At 34.0% G+C, this 25,547-nt stretch carries 24 protein-coding genes; 5 read left to right on the top strand and 19 right to left on the bottom strand.

The annotated features are described in order from the left end of the window. Positions 1–199 precede the first annotated feature (199 nt). From AMET_RS13035 to AMET_RS13050, 4 genes are all read right to left on the bottom strand, one after another. Positions 200–1,333, bottom strand: a complete 1,134-nt coding sequence (locus AMET_RS13035; protein WP_012063769.1) for a D-alanyl-D-alanine carboxypeptidase family protein — start codon at positions 1,331–1,333, stop codon at positions 200–202. 266 nt (positions 1,334–1,599) lie between these two features. Further along, positions 1,600–2,001 (bottom strand): hypothetical protein, encoded by a 402-nt coding sequence (locus tag AMET_RS13040; protein WP_041720791.1) that lies wholly within the window; start codon positions 1,999–2,001, stop codon positions 1,600–1,602. A gap of 109 nt (positions 2,002–2,110) precedes the next feature. Further along, positions 2,111–2,560, bottom strand: a complete 450-nt coding sequence (ytfJ, locus tag AMET_RS13045; RefSeq protein WP_012063771.1) for a GerW family sporulation protein — start codon at positions 2,558–2,560, stop codon at positions 2,111–2,113. Further along, positions 2,553–3,188 carry a DUF2953 domain-containing protein gene (locus tag AMET_RS13050; RefSeq protein ID WP_012063772.1) on the bottom strand — a complete coding sequence of 212 codons (636 nt, stop codon included), beginning with the start codon at positions 3,186–3,188 and terminating at the stop codon, positions 2,553–2,555. Before AMET_RS13050 ends, ytfJ begins: the two co-directional genes overlap by 8 nt. Positions 3,189–3,468: 280 nt before the next feature. Between AMET_RS13050 and AMET_RS13055 the strand changes: the two genes are divergently transcribed. The 5 genes from AMET_RS13055 to AMET_RS13075 all read left to right on the top strand — a co-directional run bounded on the left by AMET_RS13055 (position 3,469) and on the right by AMET_RS13075 (position 8,551). Then, positions 3,469–4,008, top strand: a complete 540-nt coding sequence (locus tag AMET_RS13055) for a helix-turn-helix domain-containing protein (RefSeq protein ID WP_012063773.1) — start codon at positions 3,469–3,471, stop codon at positions 4,006–4,008. 17 nt (positions 4,009–4,025) lie between these two features. After that, positions 4,026–4,439 (top strand): adenosylmethionine decarboxylase, encoded by a 414-nt coding sequence (gene speD / locus AMET_RS13060; RefSeq protein ID WP_012063774.1) that lies wholly within the window; start codon positions 4,026–4,028, stop codon positions 4,437–4,439. A gap of 224 nt (positions 4,440–4,663) precedes the next feature. Next, positions 4,664–5,518 carry a polyamine aminopropyltransferase gene (gene speE / locus AMET_RS13065; RefSeq protein ID WP_012063775.1) on the top strand — a complete coding sequence of 285 codons (855 nt, stop codon included), beginning with the start codon at positions 4,664–4,666 and terminating at the stop codon, positions 5,516–5,518. Then, positions 5,505–6,353 carry an agmatinase gene (speB, locus tag AMET_RS13070; RefSeq protein ID WP_012063776.1) on the top strand — a complete coding sequence of 283 codons (849 nt, stop codon included), beginning with the start codon at positions 5,505–5,507 and terminating at the stop codon, positions 6,351–6,353. Before speE ends, speB begins: the two co-directional genes overlap by 14 nt. Positions 6,354–6,691: 338 nt before the next feature. Continuing rightward, a complete protein-coding gene (locus AMET_RS13075; RefSeq protein WP_041720441.1) occupies positions 6,692–8,551 on the top strand; it encodes an IS1634 family transposase in 1,860 nt (619 codons plus the stop codon). An 89-nt stretch (positions 8,552–8,640) separates the two neighbouring features. Here the strand turns inward: AMET_RS13075 and purB are convergent, their stop codons facing one another. The 15 genes from purB to AMET_RS13150 all read right to left on the bottom strand — a co-directional run bounded on the left by purB (position 8,641) and on the right by AMET_RS13150 (position 25,497). Next, positions 8,641–10,074 carry an adenylosuccinate lyase gene (gene purB / locus AMET_RS13080; protein WP_012063777.1) on the bottom strand — a complete coding sequence of 478 codons (1,434 nt, stop codon included), beginning with the start codon at positions 10,072–10,074 and terminating at the stop codon, positions 8,641–8,643. Positions 10,075–10,159: 85 nt separating this feature from the next. Further along, positions 10,160–11,353 carry a pyridoxal phosphate-dependent aminotransferase gene (locus AMET_RS13085; RefSeq protein WP_012063778.1) on the bottom strand — a complete coding sequence of 398 codons (1,194 nt, stop codon included), beginning with the start codon at positions 11,351–11,353 and terminating at the stop codon, positions 10,160–10,162. Between the two features lie 141 nt (positions 11,354–11,494). Beyond that, complete coding sequence (locus AMET_RS13090) at positions 11,495–11,872, bottom strand: PadR family transcriptional regulator (protein ID WP_012063779.1); 378 nt, start codon at positions 11,870–11,872, stop codon at positions 11,495–11,497. Between the two features lie 6 nt (positions 11,873–11,878). Then, entirely contained in the window at positions 11,879–12,709 is an 831-nt protein-coding gene (locus AMET_RS13095) for a PHP domain-containing protein (protein WP_012063780.1), read from the bottom strand. Positions 12,710–12,929: 220 nt separating this feature from the next. Next, positions 12,930–13,190 carry a stage V sporulation protein S gene (locus AMET_RS13100; RefSeq protein ID WP_012063781.1) on the bottom strand — a complete coding sequence of 87 codons (261 nt, stop codon included), beginning with the start codon at positions 13,188–13,190 and terminating at the stop codon, positions 12,930–12,932. A 232-nt stretch (positions 13,191–13,422) separates the two neighbouring features. Beyond that, entirely contained in the window at positions 13,423–14,961 is a 1,539-nt protein-coding gene (rny, locus tag AMET_RS13105) for a ribonuclease Y (RefSeq protein ID WP_041720793.1), read from the bottom strand. Positions 14,962–15,155: 194 nt separating this feature from the next. Beyond that, positions 15,156–16,199, bottom strand: a complete 1,044-nt coding sequence (gene recA, locus AMET_RS13110; RefSeq protein WP_012063783.1) for a recombinase RecA — start codon at positions 16,197–16,199, stop codon at positions 15,156–15,158. A gap of 200 nt (positions 16,200–16,399) precedes the next feature. Further along, positions 16,400–16,936: a CDP-diacylglycerol--glycerol-3-phosphate 3-phosphatidyltransferase gene (pgsA, locus tag AMET_RS13115; protein ID WP_012063784.1), complete on the bottom strand. Its 537-nt coding sequence runs from the start codon at positions 16,934–16,936 to the stop codon at positions 16,400–16,402. After that, positions 16,920–18,260 (bottom strand): 30S ribosomal protein S12 methylthiotransferase RimO, encoded by a 1,341-nt coding sequence (gene rimO / locus AMET_RS13120; RefSeq protein WP_012063785.1) that lies wholly within the window; start codon positions 18,258–18,260, stop codon positions 16,920–16,922. The genes pgsA and rimO overlap by 17 nt, the downstream gene beginning before the upstream one ends. A gap of 2 nt (positions 18,261–18,262) precedes the next feature. After that, a complete protein-coding gene (gene mnmH / locus AMET_RS13125) occupies positions 18,263–19,351 on the bottom strand; it encodes a tRNA 2-selenouridine(34) synthase MnmH (protein WP_012063786.1) in 1,089 nt (362 codons plus the stop codon). A gap of 9 nt (positions 19,352–19,360) precedes the next feature. Then, positions 19,361–21,691, bottom strand: coding sequence for an FtsK/SpoIIIE family DNA translocase (locus AMET_RS13130; RefSeq protein ID WP_012063787.1), 2,331 nt, complete (start codon positions 21,689–21,691; stop codon positions 19,361–19,363). A gap of 289 nt (positions 21,692–21,980) precedes the next feature. After that, positions 21,981–22,745 (bottom strand): ClpP family protease, encoded by a 765-nt coding sequence (locus tag AMET_RS13135; protein ID WP_012063788.1) that lies wholly within the window; start codon positions 22,743–22,745, stop codon positions 21,981–21,983. A 253-nt stretch (positions 22,746–22,998) separates the two neighbouring features. Next, positions 22,999–23,259 (bottom strand): YlmC/YmxH family sporulation protein, encoded by a 261-nt coding sequence (locus tag AMET_RS13140; RefSeq protein ID WP_012063789.1) that lies wholly within the window; start codon positions 23,257–23,259, stop codon positions 22,999–23,001. A 220-nt stretch (positions 23,260–23,479) separates the two neighbouring features. Continuing rightward, entirely contained in the window at positions 23,480–24,700 is a 1,221-nt protein-coding gene (locus tag AMET_RS13145) for a M16 family metallopeptidase (RefSeq protein WP_012063790.1), read from the bottom strand. A 62-nt stretch (positions 24,701–24,762) separates the two neighbouring features. Further along, positions 24,763–25,497, bottom strand: coding sequence for a polysaccharide deacetylase family protein (locus AMET_RS13150; protein WP_012063791.1), 735 nt, complete (start codon positions 25,495–25,497; stop codon positions 24,763–24,765). Positions 25,498–25,547: the final 50 nt, after the last annotated feature.

A 25,547-nucleotide genomic window follows, 5' to 3' on the forward strand; every position in this document is an offset into this window, starting at 1 on the left:
TGATCAATTTTACTCTATACTTCATTGAAATCTTCCCTCTTGACTCCCACCAATATCCTCATCCTTTTAGTCTCGTTAATTTCCATGCCTTAATTAAAAAGTAGTATAGTATTAAGATATTGCAATAAGCTTATTTTGTTACAATTTTATATTTAAACCAAATAAAAAAGTGGTATCTCTACCACTTTCAATCAACCTATTAATTTAACCTGAAGAGTCTAAAAAATTTATCTTTAAAGGTGAGTAATTCTATGTCCTCTTTAATGATAATATCTGTTGTATAAATGAGTTCCCCCTTAAGATAGGTCGAAAGCTTTCCGACTACAGTTCCAGTAATGAGGGGAGCCTGTAGGGTCTCTGGGACATCTAATACTTTTATGAGTTTTTCTTCATCCCCATCTCTTAAAGGGATGATGGCTGTGGTAGCTGGATATAGATTAATGGAATCCTTTAGTCCATGGATAACTTGTTTGCTAATTAATTTTTCTTCTTGTTCTAGAATCTTAAAAGGACTGTAAGTTTCAAAACCATACTCAAGTAATGTTCGAGTTGTGTTAAAATCATCCGAATCATTGAGTGTTACTGCAATGAATTGCATATTATTGTTTGTAGCAGAGGCCACGAGGCATCTACCTGATCTACGGGTATATCCTGTTTTCACACCATCTGCACTTTCATAGGACTTTAAAAGTTTGTTTTTGTTAGCAAAATCTTTGTGCCCTTCACGCTCTGCTTGCCAAAATTCAGTTTTAACAACTTCTTTAAATGTTACATTTTTAAGGGCAGCTCTTGTAATCAAGGACAGATCATAGGCCGTTGTATAATGGTCATCATGATGTAGTCCATGGGGATTCATAAAATTCGTATTATTTGCTCCTATTTCCTTTGCACGTTGATTCATGAGTGTGGCAAAATCTTCAATGGAACCACTAATCTCGTATGCAATTGCTTCGGCAGCATCATTTCCAGATCTTAACATTAACCCATAGATTAAATCTATTGATTTGACCCTTTCATTGCTCTCTAGATAGATGGAAGAACCTTCTACGCCAACTGCTTTAGGATTAACAGAAATTAATTTATCAAGAGGAAGGTTTTCCACAGCTAGTAATCCTGTCAAGATTTTCGTAGTACTAGCCATTGGCATTTTTTCATGAAAATTTTGACCCGCTAAAACCCTTCCTGTCTCAACATCCATTAAAATAGCAGCATGACTACTGGGAAAGTGCGGAGCTTGGTTTTTTGCACTTAAGCCATAAGAAATGAGTTGGTTATTATATAGAAGAGAGAACAAAGATAGAATCAGAATTAAATCAATTATTCTTTTTTTCATTATATTATCACCTCAGTTCATATGATAACCAATCAATGATCTTATTATCATTAAGAATAGGTTATCTATAGGAATATTTACTAATGAGTCAATTTAATGGACATAGTTGACCCTATAAAATTATTATTCTCATGTCTTACAAAATCATACAAGACAAATGTATGAAATTTTCATTACACTTTATATTCATAAAAGCTTCATTATAAAATAAAAAAATGAGCCATAAAACTGAGCTCATTTTTAATATTTAGTAGTTATCGTATTCTTTAGTATTCATGTAATATATCGCATCCGAACTCCTTAGCCAGTTTTTCTGCTTCAATTATATCTTCTGGTCCCCATATTGACCAACTACCTTTTACTGATCCATTAACATAAATTTCAACTTTATCCTTTTTAATTATCATAATTTTATCATTTTTCTTTTTCATTTGTAGTATTTGATTATTGACTGCCTCTACTGGATCAACATCTAGTACCTTCATTGCTATAAATAAGCAAGACATTGCATCTTGTAGCTCATATTTTGCCTTATCGATCTCACCTTTCATCAAGGCCTTCAAAGATTCTGCCACCTCTTCATTCAAATGACTCATTGCGGTTTTGGGATCATCAGTGCTATATCGTCTATTATTCCATATCATTTCAACTGCTTCTCTTAAATCCATTTCTGTGCCCCCTTCAGTCATACTTTATCACTTTACATTATACTCTTTTATTCACCTACTTTCAAATCATAGAAGTAATCCACATAAAAAGGACGTTAGATAACGTCCTTTATTCATAGGTAATAACTTCATTCTCTGATTGTTGTGGAGGCTTTCCTTTTTTACTAAACATTGATTGAATGTTATTAATTACCTGAGGTGCAGTATTAATTAGATTATCGATCATATTTGCATTTTGGTCTACCGACATCAATTTCATTAGTCCATTGCCTACTACCATAAAGGCTACGGGTTGAACCGAAACCCCAGCTCCCGCTCCTCCTGCAAAGGGGAATTTATCTTTAGTAGATTTTTCTTCTCCATCTTCACTTTTATTCTTTTGTTCGTTAATATATTCGCCTCCTCCAGAGGCAAATCCAAAGGAAACCTTGGATATTGGAATTATCACTGTTCCGTCAGGGGTTTCAACAGGATCCCCTACAATTGTATTGACATCTACCATTTCTTTAATGCTTTCCATCGTGGTTTTCATCAGTGCTTCGATTGGATGTTCATTCATTTTTTCCACCATCCTTTATTTTTACTATTAATGACTTTATTCCTGCAATAATAATATGACCTAATTTCAATCTTAATATACAGCTAAAAGTAGTTTTAAATGTTTTGATATTGAAATTAGGAACAACATTTGTTTCTAGTGAGTGTAAGACCAAGTGATTTTTGATTATACTGATCAAATTTCCTTTCAGCGTCCATCCTAATCCAGTATAGATGGCTGTAACGGCTGCATCGCCTAAACCTAACTCTGTACTCCAAGACAATCTATCAATAATGAGTTTCTCTTTTATATACTCAAGTATTCTTTTGTACTTTCTTGTTAGATCCAGTGAAATCTCTATGATTCTTCTGATTTCTTCCATATTGAACTCCTTATGTTTTTCACCTAAAAAACTTTCACTAGTTCCTATTTCAGATTCAACATTTAATTCTAAAGAAGGTGCATGATTCTCATTATTTTTTATATTAATTATAGGAATATCTGTTTTATATTGGATTAACCCACGCAATGCATAAATTTTAAAAATAAACTCATCATCCTTGTCTTCTTTTATAAAAATAAATATCATTTTGATTTTAGAGTTTAATATAAGTAAAAAAATAATTGAAAAAAGAATAAAAATTCTCATAAATTGAACTCACCTCTATGTAGTTTATATTACTATTTTTTCCACTTTTACAGATGCTAGACATCATGATTAAAATTAATCATGACCACATAAAACACCTAGTTTTCAACACTTAGTTAAAATCCCAGACTTTTAAAAAGAAATTTCAAAAAATCTATTGACTTTTTTACAAAATCCTTTATATTTAATATAGGTAAACAAAAAGTTTACCTCTAGGAAGTATAGTTAATACTATATTGAGAGAGAATTCTAGTATAATTCATGTCAGTGAGGTGATACATTGGATATCGGGGAAAAAATTAGAAGATTACGTATATTAAATGAATTAACTCAAGATGAATTAGCCCAACGTTGTGATTTGACAAAAGGATTCATCTCAAAAATAGAACGAAATATCACTTCTCCATCTATTGCCACATTGATGGATATTCTTGAAGCTTTAGGAATTGATGTAAACAAATTTTTCAATGAAGATGTACAGGATAAAATTGTTTATACGAAGGAAGATATTTATGAATCACAAAATGAAGAATTACAACACGAAGTCTCATGGCTCATTCCTAATGCACAGAGAAATGCAATGGAACCAATTTTAATTGAAATTCTACCTCAAGGAAGTAGCAATATTGAGGAACCGCATAAAGGTGAAGAATTTGGGTATGTACTAAAGGGAATAGTTACCCTCTACCTAGGTAAAGTCAAAGTCAAAGTTAAGAAAGGCGAGAGTTTCTATTTTAAATCAAATCAGGTACACTACATTGAGAATTCAACAAATAAACCTGCAACGATACTTTGGGTTGCAAGCCCACCGTCATTTTAGAGAGGAGTTTGATAAATATGAAAGTAGAACAATTAGGAAGACACATTTTAGCAGAATTTTATAACTGTGACTCAGATATTTTAAATGATCATAAATTGATTGAAAAATATATGACAGAAGCCGCTGAAGTTGCTAATGCAACTGTTGTCACAAGCAACTTCCACATGTTTAATCCATGGGGAGTAAGTGGTGTTGTGGTGATTCAAGAATCTCATTTAACCATTCATACATGGCCTGAGTATGGGTATGCCTCTATTGATTTATTCACTTGTGGCGATGAAGTAAACCCTTGGTTATCTTTTGAATACTTAAAAGAAAAATTAAAAGCAGAAAAAACTGAAACCGAAGAAGTTTCAAGAGGACTTGTTGATCGTATTCGAAAGCACTCTAATAACAAGCACCAAGATATTAAATTTAAAGTCTCAGTATAATTAAAACTAGCATTTTTATATTAGAATAATAAAAAACTAGAGGTTTTGTATAATTTAGCTTGAAATTCTAAAAATATCAAGAGACTCACTACTCTCTTGATATTTTACTGCTTTAACGAGATAGTATATAAAAAAACTAAGTATTGAGACTAGATTATAAGCGTATGGTATGGCATTCAATAAATTACGAGATACCTATTCAATTCACAAAGGAGGCAGTTTTGATGGAACTTTGGTATACTGAAGAACAAACTCAGCACGTAAGATTATCTTTTAAGGTGAAGGAACATTTGTTTTCTGAACAAAGTGAATTTCAAAAAGTAGATGTATTAGATACCTATGAGTTCGGAAAATTAATGACATTAGATGGATTAGTGATGGTAACTGAAAAGGATGAGTTCATTTACCATGACATGATTGTACATGTTCCTATGGCGGTGAACCCTAATATTAAAAACGTTTTGATCATTGGTGGTGGAGATGGTGGTACAGCTAGGGAGTTAATGCGCTATCAAAGCATTAAACATGTTGACATGGTTGAAATCGACAAAATGGTCTGTGATGTTGCCCGAGATTACTTTCCCACGATATCATCTGAGTTAGAGAATCCACGTGTTTCACTTTACTATGAAGATGGTGTCGCCTTTATCAAAGATAAAGAAAATAAATATGACCTCATCATTATTGATTCTACTGATCCCGTTGGTCCTGGAGAAGGTTTATTCTCTCAAGAATTCTACACCAACTGTTTTAAGGCTTTAACAGAACAAGGAATCTTGGTTAATCAAAATGAAAGCCCAGTTTATGAGCAATTTGCCCGAGAAGCCATTCGAGCAAATAGTAAACTGAAAAAGATTTTTCCTATCGTAGAAGTCTATCAAGCACAGATCCCTACGTACCCATCGGGTTATTGGTTATTCGGTTTTGCTTCTAAGTCATTACACCCAGTGAAGGACTTGAAAAGTAGTGTTTGGAATCAACTAAATCTCAATACTAAATATTATAATACGCAGTTACATGTAGGGGCTTTTGCCTTACCTAGCTATGTTAAGGAGCAGATTGAAAATGGAAATGTTTAATCAATATCAATTTATTGGTTGTACTGAGACATTAGAAGAGGCTAAGATCGTCTTCTTTGGAGCCCCTTATGATGGCACAAGTTCATTTAGACCTGGATCAAGGTTTGCTGCTAGTCGGATAAGAATCGATTCTTATGGCTTAGAAACCTATAGTCCCTACCTAGAAAAAGATTTAGAGCAGTATCTAATTCATGACGCAGGTGATATAGAACTGGGATTTGGTAATCGCGATGTTGCTCTCAAGGAGATTAATGAGTTTGTTAAAGAGGTAGTTGCATCAAATAAAAAACCATTGATGATTGGTGGAGAGCATTTGGTGACACTTCCTGCAATACAAGCGGTTCATGAAAAGTATCAAGATTTAATTGTACTACACTTCGATGCACATGCAGATTTAAGAGCACATTACTTAGGTGAAAAATTATCTCATGCTACTGTAATGGGAAGGGTGTGGGACTTTTTAGGAGATGAGAGAATTTATCAGTTTGGAATTCGTTCTGGTACCCAAGAAGAGTTTAAATGGTCTGCAGAAGGACATACTTTCATGAATAAATTTGGTTATGAGTCCTTGGATGAGATTATTGATCAAGTGAAAAACAAACCTGTTTATGTAACAATTGATTTAGATGTGCTAGACCCCTCAATTTTTCCAGGGACAGGGACACCAGAGCCTGGAGGTATTTCTTTTACTGATATGATGCGAATTATCAAAAAACTGTCCATTTTGAATATCGTGGGTGCTGATATTGTTGAGCTTGCACCTGACTATGACCCTACTGGGGTATCCACTGCTGTTGCATCAAAGGTCATTAGAGAAATGCTACTTATCTTATAAAAATGAAGCAAAAAAGAACTTCTATTTGATCAAATAGAAGTTCTTTTTTTTTAATACAGGTTAATTTTAAATTATACTTGAAGGTCCACTTTACCACCGATACTAGATTTGTTCTGATCTAAGATAGGTTGAATAAACTCCGTAAGGAAGTCCTTTACTTGTTCTGGTGCCCTTCCAACAAAATCCTGACTTCAGAACATAAATTCAGAACAAATGATGAGTAAATGTTTAAATTTGAACATTTCTCATTATTTTTTTGTTTATTTACGCCCACGACTTGTCGTGGTGAATAATATGATGTATAATGTAGTTAGAGGGATTTTATGGAGGGATTGTGCATGTATATTAGTAAATCTAAAAGACCAAATGGTAAGTATTTCATATCAATTGCTAAGGGGATTAGAGATCCTGAAACTAAGAAATCAAAAAAAATTCAGATTAAAGGTTTTGGTACTCATGATTTGGATTCTAAATCAGGTAAGAAAGCTCTTGTGCAAGCTGAAGCTGAGCTAAAAGAAATGATTAGACTAGATGAAGCTTCTCGAGGATTTGAAAACTTTGAAGATTTTATTGTATCCATGTCAAAAGATAAGCTTTCTCTTAAGCATAAAAATATTGGCTATCTACCATACTTAGAAATCTTTAACCAATTGAAATTACAAAGTTTCTTTTCTAAGATGGTCAAAGACTCTAAACTTGATTATTCTTTTAGCGATATGATGTTCTATCAAGTACTTGGTAGATTATTCAATCCTTCTAGTAAGCTTGAAGTAGCTACTAGAAAGGATGATTTCCTGTATGATTTTAATTTTGTAAATAACGATAATATTTATTCCTCTTTGGATGTTTTTTCTGGATTTAATAAACATAAATCTAAAGCGTTACAAGATGGCATTCAAGTCATAAACGATATGGAGATTCTCTTAGATACCGTTGATTCAGAGGCTAAAAAAATATTAGAAACTAACATAAACAATACCTCTCACGAATTAGAAGAACTAATAACGTCTTATGATAGTAATTTTGAAATGAATGAAAACAAACTTTTCAAACATCTCAATAAACATATGGAAAAGATTGTTCCAGAAAGAAATATATCTTTAGCCTTTTATGACTGCACAACCTATTACTTTGAGTCTTTTGATGAAGACGGTTTTAGAGAAAGAGGCATGAGTAAGGATAATAAAAGAAATGAAACACAAGTGGTTATGGGTTTATTAATAGACACAAATGGCATCCCTATTTCCTATAGGCTTTTCAAAGGCAACAAACATGAATTACATACCATGAAAGAGGTCATTGACGATATATTAAATAATTACACCATAAAAGAAATTATTATCGTTGCTGACAGAGGCTTAAATTCAAGGGCTAACTTAGAAATGATCCGTGGCAAAGGGCTTAACTACATTGTAGGTTCTAAGGGCAGTGCAGTGCCTAAAGATCTAAAAGAGAAGAAATTCAATTCATCTTGGAACATCACTTCTAAAGCCGAGGCTAAATATAAAAGCGGCTATATCACCAGTAAAAGAAAAGTGAGTCACAATGATGAAACCTATGATGAATTAATCATAAAAAAATATTCAGATGTCTACAAAGAACGGGAGATGTTTAAACAAGATAAAATGCTTGAAAGAGCGAAAAAAAATATAAAAGATTTTACAATTAATTCAACAACTAAATCTAAAAGCAAGTATTACAAAGCTGTTGATAATCCTAAAGAGAAAATAAACATTGAGATCGATGAAGAAAAAATTAAACAAGAACAAGAGAATTTCGGATATTTTTACATCGTTACCAATAAAGTAGAGATGAATCCAGCAGATATAATGGTGGCTTATAAATCCCTGTATAAAATTGAAGAGTCCTTCAGAATATTAAAAACAAATTTAAAAGCAAGACCTGTGTATCACTTTAAAGAACGAAGAATCCGGTCACATTTTTTAATTTGTTATTTGGCCTTAGTCATCCAGAGAGTATTAGAGTATAAATTAGAAGAGAAAAACGTTGAAATATCTACCCATGAAATAATCAATGGTCTAGAAGGGTTTGTTATAGATGAGATTGATTACAAAGTAGACAAATTATATATGATCTCAGACAAATTATTTAAGAGCAAAATAAACCAAGACATATTTAAAATTGAAAAGAATGTTCTACTGAGTAATGAAATCTCCAATATAATTAAAAAGATGTAGTGAGTGCAAAACAAAAATAAAAAGTACTGAAACCTCTGTAAACAGATGGCTTCAGCACTTTTTATTATGAATGATGTTCCGAAGTCAGGTTATACTTGAAGGTCCACTTTACCACCGATACTAGATTTGTTCTGATCTAAGATAGGTTGAATAAACTCCGTAAGGAAGTCCTTTACTTGTTCTGGTGCCCTTCCAACAAAATTTCTTGCATCTAATAGTTTCTCTAAATCTTCTTGCTTTAAGTTAAACTCATCATCAGATAAAATCCGCTGAATTAAATCATTTTTATTACCATGAATTTTAACTTGCTTTGCGGCTTCCATTGAGTGTACTCGAATCTTTTCATGTAACTCTTGTCTATCTCCTCCACGTCTCACTGCTTCCATTAAAATATTTTCAGTAGCCATAAAAGGCAGTTCACTTTCAACTCGTTGTTTAATGACTTGCTTATAGACCACTAATCCATCGCATATATTGGTTGTAATGTCTAAAATGGCATCTGTGGCTAAAAAGGACTCAGGAATCGTAATTCGCTTATTAGCAGAATCATCTAGTGTACGTTCGAACCATTGAGTAGAAGCCGTCATAGCCGCATTCTGTGATGCTGCGATGACATAACGAGATAGGGAGGCAACACGCTCACTTCTCATTGGATTTCTTTTATAGGCCATTGCTGAAGACCCTATTTGATTCTTTTCAAAGGGTTCCTCAATCTCCTTAAGATTTTGAAGTAAACGGATATCATTGGTCATTTTATGTAAGCTTTGGGCAATGCCACTTAATACAGATAACACCTCAAAATCAAGCTTTCTAGAATAGGTTTGTCCTGTAACTGCGTAAGTATCATTAAAGCCCATCTTTTCAGCCACTTTCTTGTCCAAGGATTTCACCTTTTCATGATCCCCATCTAACAGATGTAAAAAGCTTGCCTGTGTACCTGTTGTCCCCTTAGCACCTCTCAACTTCATTCTTCCTATCTGAAATTCAAGGTTCTCAAAGTCCATTAATAGATCATGGAGCCATAGGGTTGCTCTTTTACCTACTGTTGTAAGCTGTGCAGGTTGAAAATGAGTAAAACCCAATGTGGGTAAATCATGATAGTCTTGGCTAAAGACTGCTAATTTATGAAATAGGTTGATTATTTTTTTTCTAAGTAATTTTAAAGCTTCTGTCATCACAATGACATCTGTATTGTCACCAACAAAAGCACTGGTTGCGCCTAAATGAATAATTCCCTTTGCCTGGGGACATTGCTCTCCAAAAGCGTATACATGAGACATGACATCATGTCTTGTTTCTTTCTCTCTTTTTTTGGCAACATCATAGTTGATGGTAGTCATATGTCGTTTCATTTCTTGAATTTGTTGGTCTGTAATATTAACTCCCAACTCTTGTTGTGATTCTGCCAATGCAATCCATAATTTTCTCCACGTGGTAAATTTGTAATCTGCAGAAAACAAATAAGAGATTTCTTTACTTGCATATCTTTCAATTAAAGGATTTTGATATAGTGATGTATCCAAATTAATACTCCCCTTCTTAAATAATCTTTTATGTAGAAATAAGATATGAGAACACCTCATATCTTATTTGCTTCCAATTATATACTTATTCATTTAGAAATTTATCAATACGATTTAAGCCTTCAGTTATGTTTTCCATAGAATTAGCGTAGGATAGTCGAACTAAGTGGTCTACACCAAAGGCAATACCAGGCACCACTGCAACATGTGTCCGATCCAATAATACTTCAGCAAAGTCCATTGAACCATTGATTATTTTTCCATCAACTACTTTTCCAATCAATTGAGAAATGTTCATCATAATGTAAAAAGCACCGTTTGGCGCAATACATGACAAATTTTGTATCTCATTGACTCGATTAATCATATACTTTCTTCTTTCATCAAAGGCTAATCGCATGGTTTCAATAGAAGACTGATCCCTTTCAAGAGCTTCAATACTAGCATACTGGGCAACTGTATTAGGATTTGAGGTGGCATGACTTTGAATGTTTGACATTATCTTTGCGATTTCTGAATTAGAGGCGGTATAACCAATTCTCCACCCAGTCATTGCATATCCCTTTGACATTCCGTTTATGACAATGGTAAGGTCTTTAATTTCACTATTTAAACTGGCAATACTTACATGCTTCTCATTTCCGTAGATAAGTTTCTCATATATTTCGTCTGAAACCACAAGAATATTATGGTCAACTGCAATCTTTGCTATCTGCTCTAATTCTTTTTTTGAATAAACTGCCCCTGTAGGGTTTGATGGACTGTTCAATATAATTGCCTTAGTTTTAGAAGAGATAGCAGCCAGGAAATCTTCGGGCTTCATCTTAAAATCATTTTCTTCAGGACAGTCTATATAGACTGGAATTGCATCGGCCATTTTAACATGTTCAGGATAACTAACCCAATAGGGCACAGGAATAATAACTTCATCTCCAGGATTGCAGACAGCTTGAAAAATATTATACACAGAATGCTTGGCTCCATTGGAGACAATAATGTGTTGAGGAAGGTACTCCAATTCATTGTCACTGGCTAATTTATTGCAAATGGATTGTCTTAATTGCAGCATACCAGGTGCTGGTGTATAGCCAATACTCTTTTCTTCTATTGCCTTAATGGCAGCTTGTTTTATGTAATCTGGAGTTTGAAAATCTGGTTCTCCTACTCCAAAACTAATGACGTTCATCCCTTCGGCTTTCATTTGCTTAGCCTTACTATCAATTGCTAATGTGATTGATGAAGAAACTGATAGACCTTTTTTAGAAAGTTCAACTTTCATTCGAACACCCCCGTGGTTATTTTATCTAATTAATACATTCTATTAATCAAGGAAATCATACTCACTTTTCATCAAATTTCCCTACCATTTATTCTAACAAACTTTGTGATATATTTCTACAAATATCTTTTATGGTACGACTTACCTTTGATAAATATCCTGCATTATGTACTGAATCAGCTTTAACGAGTCCTCAAGAGAGGCTTTGTATGTTCGTTTAATGACTTTGTAGTGTTCAATTCCTTCGTCTGTAATTCGATAGTAGCGGATTGATCTTTTATCCGGTTCTTCCCACCAACCACTTATGTAATCATTGCTTTCTAAGTCACGTAAGAGTGGGTAAATCATCCCTGGACTAGGCACCCAAACATGAGAAAGACGCACTTTTATTTCATCAATAATTTCGTTTCCGTAGAAGCTTCGTTCATTCAACAAGTGAAGTATATAAAGCTTAACAAACTGTGTTGTGCTTAATTTGGAAGGAAATTGTCTTGAACGCTCTCCTTTATATTGAGACATAAGTCTTTACCCCCTTTTAGATAGTAATCGTTTAGCATTCTCCAAAGGAACCTTTACACTACCTAAGTCTCCATGCATTCCTATGTTACTTGAAGCACAATGGAAATCCGAGCCACCTGTTATACCTAGATTATGTTTTTGAGCCATATCTAAAAATTGAGAAACATGCTCAGTGGTATGGTCAGAGTGATAGACTTCAATTCCGGCAATATTGCTTTCTAAGATGTCATGAAGTATATGAAGGTCTTTGAGTAATCCAGGGTGTGCAATAACCGCTTGTCCCCCTGCTCTATTAATGATATCAACCGCTTCAAAGGGTGTCAACTTATATCGTGACACATATGCAGGACAACCCTGATTCAAATATTTTTCAAATGCTATGGAAACTGAAGGAATATATTTTTTTTCAACTAATAAATTTGCTATATGAGGGCGTCCAATGACGCCTGAAGTTGATATCCTCTCTAGTACCTCTTCGTAGGATATGATGAAACCCAATTTTTGAAGTTTACTAATTATTTTACCAGCGCGCTCAGTCCGTGCATCCTGAAGTTTTTGAAGGATATTAAATAATTGAGGTGATTCTACATTTATATCATAGCCAAGTATATGAACTTCTTCATTATGATGGACTGTACTGAGTTCTATACCAGGGATAAAATAGAAATCATGATATTTTCTACTTTGCAACTGAGCTTCTTCTAAACCATTGATGGAATCATGATCTGTGATAGCGATTCCATTTAAGCCTTTAGCCACTGCATAATCAATTAGTTGACTTGGTGATAAATTCCCATCAGAAGCTGTTGTATGGGTATGCATATCGATATATTTCATCGGGTAACTCCCCCTTTTGGTATTCTAAATAGATGATTAAAGATGATATACGTAATTTACATTTTTTATCATTGGAACGGGCTAATAGCATGATTCCTGAATGTAACCATAACATGTATATTACTTGTTAAAAGGCAAAGTTGTTCATCTCCAATAAATATATAATAGTACATACAAAAAGTCTGCTCAAGCAGACTTTTTTATATACATTGTTTTTATGTTATCTAGGTTCAACTATGAATTTAATGGCAGTTCTTTCTTCACCATCTATTTCTATATCAGTGAAAGCGGGTATACAAATCAAATCTAATCCACTGGGCGCTACAAATCCTCTTGCTATTGCAACTGCTTTTACGGATTGGTTGATTGCGCCAGCACCGATGGCTTGAATTTCAGCAGTTCCACGTTCTCTTAAAACACCGGCTAATGCTCCTGCTACAGAATTTGGGTTTGATTTTGCTGATACTCTTAGTACTTCCATGATTTTAATGCCCCCTTAGTAAATTGTTTGATATAATAAATAAATTTTACTATATAACATTCTACCTATCATTGAAAAAACCTGCATACTTTATTAAGTTTTCTACTATTTCTTTTAGTAAAATTACATTATTTAGGTAAAGGATAATATCTGTAAGTTTTATTACTGATTATATTGAGTAGATGTGATGAAAAATAGTTGCTAAATAAAAAAAACTGCCTAGGCAGTTTTTTTATTTAGCATATTCAATAGCTCTGGTTTCCCGAATCACATTCACTTTAATTTGTCCTGGATATTCAAGATCAGCTTCTATTTTTTTAGTAATCTCTCTTGCAAACATGTAAATTTCATCATCATTATATACTTCAGGTTTAACAATGATTCTTATTTCACGTCCAGCTTGTATTGCAAAAGACTTTTCAACACCATCATAATTATTAGCAATATCTTCTAGTTTTTCGAGTCTTTTAATATATGACTCTAATGTTTCACGTCGTGCACCTGGACGGGCAGCAGAAATAGCATCTGCAGCAGTGACTAAGATCGCTTCAATGGTTTCAGGTTCAAAGTCTCCATGATGAGTAGACATCGCATGAATCACATCTTTAGTTTCTTTATATTTTCTTAATAGTTCCATACCAATCTCAATATGGGTACCTTCCACTTCGTGGTCAACAGCTTTTCCAATATCATGAAGTAGTCCAGCTCTTTTAGCAAGCTTAGGGTCTGCCCCTAATTCAGTAGCCATTAGTCCAGCTAAATGTGAGACCTCAATAGCATGCTTTAATACATTTTGTCCATAACTTGTCCGGTATTTCAAACGACCAAGTAATCTTATTAGTTCGGGATGTAACCCGTGAACGCCAGTATCAAACGTCGCTTGTTCGCCTTCTTCTTTGAGAATGTTTTCTACCTCTTTTTTTGCTTTTTCAACCATTTCTTCAATTCTTGCAGGATGAATTCGACCATCTGCAATCAACTTTTCTAATGCGATTCGCGCCACTTCACGTCTGATCGGATCAAATCCTGATAAAATAACTGCTTCCGGTGTATCATCAATGATTAAGTCAATCCCTGTTAACGTCTCAAGGGTACGAATATTTCTACCTTCTCTTCCTATAATACGACCTTTCATCTCATCATTAGGAAGTTGTACTACAGTGACAGTTGTTTCAGCAACATGGTCAGCAGCACATTTTTGGATGGCAAGGGTAATAATTTCTCTGGCTTTTTTGTCAGCATCATCTTTAGCCTTAGTTTCAATATCCTTTACCATCATGGCAGCCTCATATTTAACTTCTTTCTCAACATCACTTAATAGAAGTTCTCTTGCTTGTTGAGAAGTTAAACCTGAAAGTTCCTCAAGCTTTTGAACTTCTTTGTTATACAATAGTTTAATTTCTTCTTCTTTTGTCTCTAAATCCCTTAACTTGCGTGATAGTCTATCATCTTTTTGTTCTAAAGTTTCAGATTTTTTATCTAAACTTTCTTCTTTTTGCATTAATCGTCTTTCTACACGTTGTAGTTCATTACGCCTCTCTCTACTTTCTCGTTCAAACTCATTGCGAAGCTTGTGAATCTCTTCCTTTGCTTCTAACAGTACTTCTTTTTTCGTCGTTTCTGCATTTTTATCTGCGTCATCTTTAATTTTTTTTGCCAATTCTTCAGCACTGTTAATTTTTCCCTCCGCAATATTCTTGCGAATAAAATAGCCGATAAGGCATCCTACTACAGCTGCAGCTAGAAATAAAATAGCATCTAAGATATTAATACGTGGACACCTCCTTTATTAAGTTTTCAAGTAAATTTTACACACGTTTTTTAATTTCTTTTTTTACATTTCCTTTATTTAGATACACCATGAATTGACTTTATTTTATATCTTTTTCTATTTTGTGTCAAGTTGGATTCTTACCTATGGGAAATGTAAAAAAGAACTTCATTATCATAATGAAGTTCCTTTGATTATACTTCTTTTTCAGCTACCTCTTTTTGTGGGGATTGGACAACCACAGGTCTACTCACCAGTGGAAGATTATGATGTTCTCTAATTTTATTTTCAACCTCTAAAAATATATCGGGGTTTTCCTTTAAGAACTGTTTGGAATTTTCACGACCTTGGCCTAGTCTGTGATCTCCATAGCTATACCATGCACCAGCTTTTTTGATTATTTCTAAGTTACTTGCCACATCTAAGACATCACCTGTCTTGGAAATACCTTCACCATACATAATATCAAATTCTGCTTGTTTAAAAGGAGGTGCAATTTTATTTTTAACAACTTTAACTCTGGTTCTATTTCCAATGATATCATTTCCCTGTTTAATAACGTCGATCCTTCTAACATCTAGTCGAACTGAAGCGTAGAACTTTAATGCACGTCCCCCCGTTGTGGTTTCTGGATTTCCAAACATGACACCAATTTTCTCTCTTAGTTGGTTAATGAATATTGCGGTTGTATTTGATTTGTTGATGGATCCAGATAGCTTTCTTAAAGCTTGGGACATTAATCTTGCTTGTAATCCCATATGAGAATCGCCCATCTCACCTTCAATCTCTGCCTTAGGTACGAGAGCAGCAACGGAATCAACAACGATAACATCAATAGCACCACTTCGTACTAATGCTTCAGCTATTTCTAGAGCTTGTTCACCAGTATCGGGCTGAGAAACAATTAAGTTTTCTGTATCTACTCCTAGTTTTCTAGCATATATGGGGTCAAGGGCATGCTCAGCATCAATAAAAGCAGCTGATCCCCCATTTTTTTGTGCCTCTGCGATAATATGAAGTGAAACAGTTGTTTTACCTGAGGACTCAGGACCATAGATTTCCACAACTCTTCCCCGTGGGACCCCTCCTATTCCAATGGCAACATCTAGATCAATAGAGCCAGTAGAAATACATTCTAAGCTTAATTTAGAGTCTTCTCCTAATTTCATAATTGAGCCTTTTCCAAATTGCTTTTCGATTTGGCTAATAGCTACATCAAGCGCTTTTTTTTTCTCCATAATACTCCAGACCTTGGTCTGGATCACCTACCTTTCGTGTTTTAGAACAAATGTTCTTTTGTTGATTATATAACACATTTCCTGTAGGGTCAAATGATATTTCATGTTTTATTTGGAAATGATTAATATATAAATTCCGCTACTATGTAGTGGGAATCCAATCACCCCTCAATGAAACTTAATTTTATAGATTCTCATGACTAATGCTTTAAAACATGCTTATTAATTCTTAGATAATCAATGCCTGAAATAATCGTAAAAATAACAGCTACCCAAAGCATGATGACATCAAATGGAAAGTTAATGTAGTGAAAAGGAAAATTATCTAGTAAAATAAAAATAATTGCAAGTATTTGTGTAATGGTTTTGGCTTTTCCCCACCAGCTAGCAGAAATAACAATCCCTTCAGCTGCTGCCACAGCCCTAAGTACACTGATTGTAAATTCTCGAGAAATGATCACCACCACAATCCAAGCGGATAATCTACCCATTTGCACTAAGGAAATTAATGCAGCCGAAACTAGAAGTTTGTCAGCTAAAGGATCCATAAACTTTCCAAAAGTAGTGATTTGATTTTTTTTCCTAGCGATATAGCCATCTAAAGTATCTGTAATGGCTGCAATGATGAAAATACCCGCCGCAATGGTGACACCATAGGGGACCCTACTTAGTAAAAACATCATAAATAATGGTATCAAGAAAATTCTTAGTATCGTTAACTTATTTGCTAGATTCATGAATACCCTCTCCCATCAAATCATACTCTAAAGCATTCTCAATTTTCACCTTGACAATTTGCCCAACACAAAGAGGCACAGTAGACTTAACATAAACAATACCGTCAATCTCAGGAGCATCTCCTTGACTTCTACCAAGATATTCTGTTTTTTCAGCAATTTCTTCTTCTATTAACACTTCAATCGATTGACCAATATACAGTCTGTTTTTATTTAAAGAAATTCTTTGTTGAAGTTCCATTAGTATTTTCTGTCTTGATTCTTTAAGTTCACTAGGAACTTGTTCAGCTAGTTGAGCTGCAGGAGTACCTTCTTCCTGAGAGTAAGTGAAAACACCTAGTCGATCAAACTTTATATCTTCAATAAAAGCCTTCAATTCATTGAAATCCTCTTCAGATTCTCCAGGAAAACCTACGATAATTGATGTTCGAATTACTATATTAGGCACATTTTTCTTAAGTTTTTCGATTAAAGAAACAATTTCTTCTTTTGAAGTTCTTCTATTCATCAATTTTAATATCTTTGTACTGCAATGCTGTATAGGGATATCAATATATTTACATACTTTATCATTGTTTTTAATTGTGGCAATTAACTCGTCAGTGATCATCTCTGGGTAACAATACAATATTCGAATCCATTGAATCCCTTCAACTTCAGATAATTTATCTAACAAAGCACTTAACCTATACTCATCATATAAATCAATCCCGTACCGAGTTGTATCTTGAGCAATTAATATTATTTCCTTCACACCATTGTTCGCTAAAGTCTGGGCTTCCTGAATAATATTCTCCATTTTTCTACTTCTGTATTTTCCTCTTAGTTTGGGAATAATACAATAGGTACAGTAATTATCGCATCCATCAGAAATTTTAATGTATGCACTGTGAGATGCCGTGGTTTGAATTCGTGGAAGTGTTTCATCGTATGGTCTGTTAATGTCTCCAATTTCAACAATCCGTTGCCCTTTCATTGTTTGGTGAATAACCTTCACAATTTCATGGTAACCACCAGTCCCAACAATGGCATCTACCTCAGGGAGTTCTTCTAGTAGATCTTTTTGATATCGCTCACCTAAACATCCAGCGACAATTAATAATTTAAGTTTATCTTTCTTCAATTGGCCTAATTCAATAATTTTATTGATAGACTCTTCCTTTGCCGCTTCGATAAAGCCACATGTATTCACGATAATAACGTCTGCTTTCACTTCATTGTTTGTGAGCTTATACCCATATTGATTGAGTATACCTAACATGACTTCTGCATCGATTAGATTTTTAGAGCATCCTAATGATTCAACATAAACTGATAAAGGCATTCTTAGATCTTCCCTTCTAATTGAGAGTAATAACTTACGATTTCATCTATTGCATCATTGATATCTTCAAATGAAATTTTTATATTTGATTCAAGGTGATCAATCGATTTATTATATAATGGATCATAATAGTTAGTGATCAACTCTTTTGTTACTTTTTCATATTCTCCATTGTCAATTAACTTCAAGCATTCATTTGTTTTTTGTGTTCCAAAACGCTTTTCCAGCTTTGAAATTGCCTCTTTTAATATATCTTTGTGTTCAGTAGAGTCATATGAAGCATAGGCATTAACTAGACGATTTATCCTACCCTCCATTGAAGTTTCTAATAAAATATGTTTTCCATCTAATATTCTATTATATAGGTTTTTTGGAATATGTACAGCACCTATACGAGAGCTTTCACTCTCTACTATGATATTTTTGGAGTTAAGCATTAAAAATCGATGGTAAAGCTCACTTTCAAACTGTTTTTGAGGCACCTTATTATATTGGTAATTAACATTACCAAAAACCGAACCACTGTTTTGAGCTAGGTCTTCAAGGTCTAGTGTCGCAATTCCTTTCTCTTCTAATGCTTCTATCATTTCCGTCTTACCGACTCCTGTGAGTCCATGGAGAACGACAAATGAGTAGTCCATGGGTAGATTATCAAAGAAATTCATGACTTCCTTTCGATAGCTTTTATACCCACCAATTAACTGCTGTGTTTTAATACCTAGTTCAGTTAGTAAATTCACAACAGAAGCACTTCTTAGTCCGCCCCGCCAACAGAAAATAATGACATTGCTATATTGGTGACTCAGTTTAAGTACTTCTTTATAAATATCAACTAGTTTATAAGAAATAAACTCTAGGCCCTTTACTTTAGCTTCCTCAGGACTTTGTTGCTTATAGATGGTTCCGACTACTATTCTTTCATTATTATCAAGTAGCGGGATGTTAATAGCCCCAGGAATCGTCCCTTCGGCAAACTCTTTGGGAGAACGCACATCAATAAAAACTGCATTTTTAATTGTTAGTGCCGAATTAATATCAATTTTATTTATCACTTTTTCACCTTCTATGTCATCATTTATTGTTTTGTTCATGAGAATAGGTTACACCTCTTGTTTCCCTTTTTCTTGTTCCTCTAAAAATGTATGGTCTACTAAAACTTGTCTTGGTTTACTTCCTTCATGGGGACCGACTAAACCTTTGTTTTCCATTTCGTCAATTAATCGTGCAGCACGATTATAACCGATTCTGAGTTTTCGCTGGAGCATAGAAATAGAAGCCTGCTCATGAGCAATTACAATTTTCAATGCCTCATTCAGTAAATCATCTGAGTCATCAAGGCTATCAATGAGATTTTGATCTACTTTATCAATAATGTCTTCCTCATAATTTGGTTGCTCTACCTGCTCTTTAATACTAGAGACAACTCGTTCCACCTCCTTTTCAGAAACAAATGCACCTTGTACTCGTAGTGGTTTGTTTGCACCGGACGGGTAAAATAACATGTCACCCTTACCTAATAATTTTTCTGCTCCACCCATGTCTAATATCGTCCTAGAGTCTATCTGTGATGCTACCGAAAAGGCAATACGGGAAGGAATGTTTGCTTTAATGACACCAGTAATGACATCAACCGATGGTCTTTGGGTTGCAATAATCAGATGAAGACCAGCTGCCCTAGCCATTTGGGCGAGTCTACAAATGGCATCCTCCACATCATTAGCTGCAACCATCATTAAATCTGCTAATTCATCAATAATAATAACGATAAAGGGCAATTGGCCATCAGAGATTTTTTCATTATATCCATTAATGTCTCGAGCTCCATGCTCTGCAAATAATTTATAGCGCCTTGTCATTTCCTGTACGGCCCAGTTTAGAGCACTAGTGGCTTTTTTAGGATCTGTTACCACTGGGATTAACAAGTGAGGAATGCCATTATACTGATTTAATTCCACAACCTTTGGGTCAATCATCAGTAGTCTGACCTTATCTGGAGTGGCATTATACAGGATACTTAAAATCAGCGTATTGATACAGACACTCTTTCCCGAACCAGTAGCACCTGCAATGAGTAGATGGGGCATCTTTGTAATGTCTGTGATGATAGGATTTCCAGAAATCCCTTTCCCTAAAGCAAAGGGGATATCCAACTCTGTTTTCTCATATTCCTCACTATCTAAAACCTCTCTTAGTGTAACGATAGATTTATCATCATTTGGAATTTCAATACCAATAGCTGCCTTGCCTGGAATAGGAGCTTCAATTCGAATAGATGCTGCTGCTAGATTTAATGCAATATCATCACTCAGGTTAACGATCTTACTAACCTTAACGCCAATCTTAGGTTGTAATTCATATCTTGTAATAGAAGGACCTTTGCTAACTTGAATGACACTTGCCTCAACCCCAAAATTTTTCAACGTTTCTTCTAGTATCTTTGCTTTAGAAAGAATTTTTTTTCTGTCACTCTTACTTTGCTCATGCTCAACTTGATTTAATAGTTTTAACTGTGGAAGTGTGTAATCATCCAATTTAGGAGAGAGCATATGTTCCACTGGAATTTCCGGGACTTCTAAATTAGCGCTATTTTGTGACGGCTGAGGCCTTTGTTTTTGTCCAGACTCAGGGTTATTATGATCTTTAGAAAGTGTCACTTCTTTCCCATCGGAATCAAAACCACTTTCTTTTGAAGTAAAATCTAATATTCTAATTTTTTCTTCAATCGTGTTATTTTCACTTGTCACTGCCACATCTTGAAGGGCTGTACTTTCACCATTAATAGGACTCTTGACCAAATCCTTTTGCTTATCTGGTATGAAAATAAAATTGATAATGGCATTCTTCATGTATTCATAGCACTTGACTACTGCACTTTTTAAGTTAACTAAAAAGTCTAATAAGGATATCTTAGTATAAATAATGACGCAAATAAGTAATAAAGTGAAAATAAAAATATATGTACCAATGCTTCCTAAAAAGCTAACTAAAAATAATGTGATGGTAGTACCTACCAAACCACCGGCATTCCCTTGAATCCCCTGTGCAAAACTTTGGACGATCACTTCATTGACGGTGTTTCCCATTATATCGAATATTAGTTCTATATCCTGCAGTGATTTGAGAACTAAAATAGAAAAAAGGATTAAGCTATAAAAAAGCAGTTGTTTCTTGTGTGCCCAATTAGATTTATTGATAAAAATCATAATTCCACTAAAAATAATAATATATGGCAACAGAAATGCTACATTAGAAAACAAACCCATCAGCAACACCTTAATCCAATGGCCTATTTTACCAGCAGCATTACTATACATGCCTACTAGTAAAATTAATCCTGTAGCGGTTGTTACAATACCATACACCTCATGATTCAGGTGTGCTTTCAAAGATTGTATTGAATTGTCATTCTTTTTTTTTGTCTTTCTACCCACGATAGTCACCTCAATTTTAAATGGTTAAATTATCTTTCTCTACGATTATATCATTTTTATAAATATTCTAACTCATAAATAGTTAAATCTTTATTTTTTTAATATAAATCGTTCAATTATCATACTTAATTTTAGTAAACATTAATTAAAGCGCAGTTTCGCTGCGCTTTAATTAATGATTGTTTTCTATATTATTGTACAACATATTTTGAAAACCTACAAATTAAAGATCAAAATGATACTTAAATCAAAAATCATATAGAGTGAATATTTTGATATGCTATTTAATTTAATTGATTTGATTAGCATGTTGTTTCTGGTAACTAATTAATTCTCTCAGTTTTGCCATAGCGCGGTCAAGTCCACCTACTTCATCGATCAATTTATGCTTTACTGCATCTTCACCTATTAATATAGTCCCCACATCATTGGCTAATTCATCTGTTGTATTCATTAATTCAATGAATATATCTTTATCTACATTTGAGTTATTAACGACAAAATCTATGATTCGATCCTGCATCTTTGAAAAATATTGAAAAGTTTGAGGAACGCCAATCACTAAACCAGTCATGCGAATTGGGTGTATTGTCATGGTTGCAGAGGGAGCAATAAATGAATAATCTCCAGCTGTAGCCAAAGGAACACCTATACTATGCCCTCCACCTAAAACCAATGTGACTGTTGGTTTTGATAATGTATTAATTAATTCTGATAGAGCCAATCCAGCTTCAACATCTCCACCTGCAGTATTGAGTATTACCAGCATACCTTCTACGTTTGGATTTTGTTCTACCGTCATTAGTTGGGGAATGACATGTTCATATTTAGTTGATTTATTCTGTGGTGGTGCAACCATATGTCCTTCAATATGTCCTATAATAGTGAGCACGTGAATACTTTGATCCATTTGTGGGATATTTGGAGTTCCAAGAGCTTGAATATTACTTAAATTTTTATTTTCTATTGGGTTAGCAATTTCATCTGTTGTGTTCATTTGTCCTTTGTTAAAAGATAAATTCATGTATTCTCCTTTATTATTGTTATTTATCATTTCTCCACCTCAATTAGTTATTATTATAATCATTTTAATCTGTTATTAGTTTTGCCTTTTTATTCGCATATATTCAGATAGTTTGTCCAGCCTCAAAAAGACTTCATAATTAATTCTCATATATTTTAAAATTTATCATTCACTTCAGTAGAGAAATTAATGTATTAGTTGAAAAAGCTAACATTACGTCTAGGAAATGAATATGGCTACATTTCATTGGAAATAGATACTGCCTTTGAAATGTAGCCCAGTTTTATATATATTTTCTTTTGTCATTATCCTCTAGTTCAATGATGATCATATCATGTCCAATTTTTTTTACTGCCGACCATGGGATTTCTAATAATGTGTCATTAGATAAAAATTTGAATAATCCCTTTTGCTCTGGTATTAATAATGCTGATATTTTGCCATTCTTTTCACTAATTAATAAGTCTGACTCTGCAATAATACCCAAACGACTGCCATCACATAAATTTACTATTTCTTTGCCTCCTAATAGACTAAATCTCATGAGATCCCCACTTTCTTTTCGTTTTTACTATATATATTAAAAAAGAAAGAATATATGACTCAATAGAATTTGTTTTAATTTCCTTCTAACTCATGGTGTACTTTAATTGTTTAACTATCGTTTATTCTAAATTTCAAATTTTAATAAAATATACTTATCAGTTATGATAACATTTATTATGATACTATGGTCAAAATAATAAGACCCTTAGGTCTTATTATTATTTTCTTACGGTTGCACTGCAAATATTATTTGTTCCGATACTATCTTCAATCACTTGTAATACATTCTTTATTTCAATTCTATTAATTCGATCAACCACTTCCTTGGGGCTATATATTTTCCCTAATAACAATTCTGATTTCCCCATAGAGCTCATTCGCCCACTTGTACTCTCAAGACCTAATATATAGTTTCCCTTCAGCTGCTCTTTAGACTTACGAAATTCTGTTTCCGTTAGACCCTTCTCACGTAGGTTGCTCAACTCCTGTGATATCAGTTCAGATACAACCGAGTACTGCTGTGGATTCATTCCTGCATAAATTGCTAAGAATCCACTGTCTGTATAGATGGACGGGTAAGAATAAATAGAATACGCTAGTCCCTTCTCTTCACGTATGTTTTGAAATAAACGTGAACTCATACTTCCTCCTAGTATATTGTTAAAGACTAAAAGTGGGTACAAATTTTTACTATCTAAAGAAGTTCCTTGGAAGCCTAAACACAGATGTACTTGTTCAATTTCTTTCTTCTTTACCTTTTCTTCAAAATTAAGCTTTATTTCACTAGCTTGCTTGGAACGATGAGGTTGACTTTCCCAATTAGCAAATCTTTTTTCAATGGCTTGAAGCAAACTTTTTTCTTCAAAATTTCCCGCTATGGCTATCACTGTATTATCAGGGGTATAGTAATTTTCCATATAGTCTTTCATTGATTTTTTATCAATGTTTTCTAATGTTTTTTGAGTCCCTAATATCGGTAGCCCTAATGTGTTGCCACTATAAATAGTTTGAGATAATAAATCGTGTGCTAAATCCTCAGGAGAATCTTCATACATACTGATCTCCTCAATAATGACACTACGTTCCTTATCAATCTCAAGAGAATCGAGCTTTGATTTAAAAAACATATCTGCTAGTACATCTAGTACTAATTCATAGTGTTCATCTAGTACCTTAGCATAGTAGCAAGTACACTCCTTGCTGGTGAAAGCATTAATTTGTCCCCCAATACCATCGATCTCCTCTGCAATGTCTTTAGCAGATCTATTTTCTGTTCCCTTGAAGAGCATATGTTCGATAAAGTGTGACACACCATTATTTGATTCATCTTCATTTCTAGATCCCGCTTTTATCCACAGGCCTATGGATATTGATTTGACATGAGGTATATGCTCCGTCACAATCCTTAGCCCATTGTCTAAAGTATATTTTTTGTACATAATTTCCTCCTAAGTCGATTTTGTCATATTGACTATCGTTTACCTACTCTAAATTACAAATCTTATTTTGTTAATACATCGGTTACTCTACCGACATTCAAGCCTTTCTCTGCCATTTTTTCAATTAGATTTGGCAGTGCCTTAGCTGTTTCAGGCATGGGATGCATTAAAATGATAGCGCCCCCATGATCATCTCTCTCCACTACTCTTCTTATAATGACATCCTTAGTACTATCCTTTCTCCAATCAATTGTGTCGATAGTCCATAGAATTGTCTGATACCCTAGGGCTTCAGCTGCTTTCAATGTATTTTCATTAAATGCGCCGGAAGGTGGGGCAAACAAGGTTGGTTTTACATTTGTATACTTCATAATCACTTCTTCGGAATCTTGAATTTGTCTTTTGTTCTCTTGTAAAGATAATTTACTATAATCTGAGTGGTGGTATCCATGGCTCCCAATTTCATGACCCGCTTTAATTATTTCTTGAAATTCACTAGGAAAAGACTTAGCCCATCTTCCCGTTACAAAGAAAGTGATTTTCACATCTTTTTCTTCTAATACCCTAAGCATTTCAGGAATCACTTCATTTCCCCAGTCAACATTACATGCAAAAGCGATATGATCACTGGCTTGATCTCCTTTATCAATTGGTTGTGGGATCATTTCCTCATACATATTCATGACAGCCCTGTCATCAGTACGATTATATAAAATCGTTCCTACGGCAATCACTAAAGCAATCAAAACAACCGCGATAATGAGTTTAAGCATATTCTTATTAATAATAATTAACATATTATCAACCCCCTAAACAAAATGCAAGCTTGATAATATATTATTCTCAA

This window comes from Alkaliphilus metalliredigens QYMF, from assembly GCF_000016985.1.
Taxonomy (GTDB): domain Bacteria; phylum Bacillota; class Clostridia; order Peptostreptococcales; family Natronincolaceae; genus Alkaliphilus_A; species Alkaliphilus_A metalliredigens.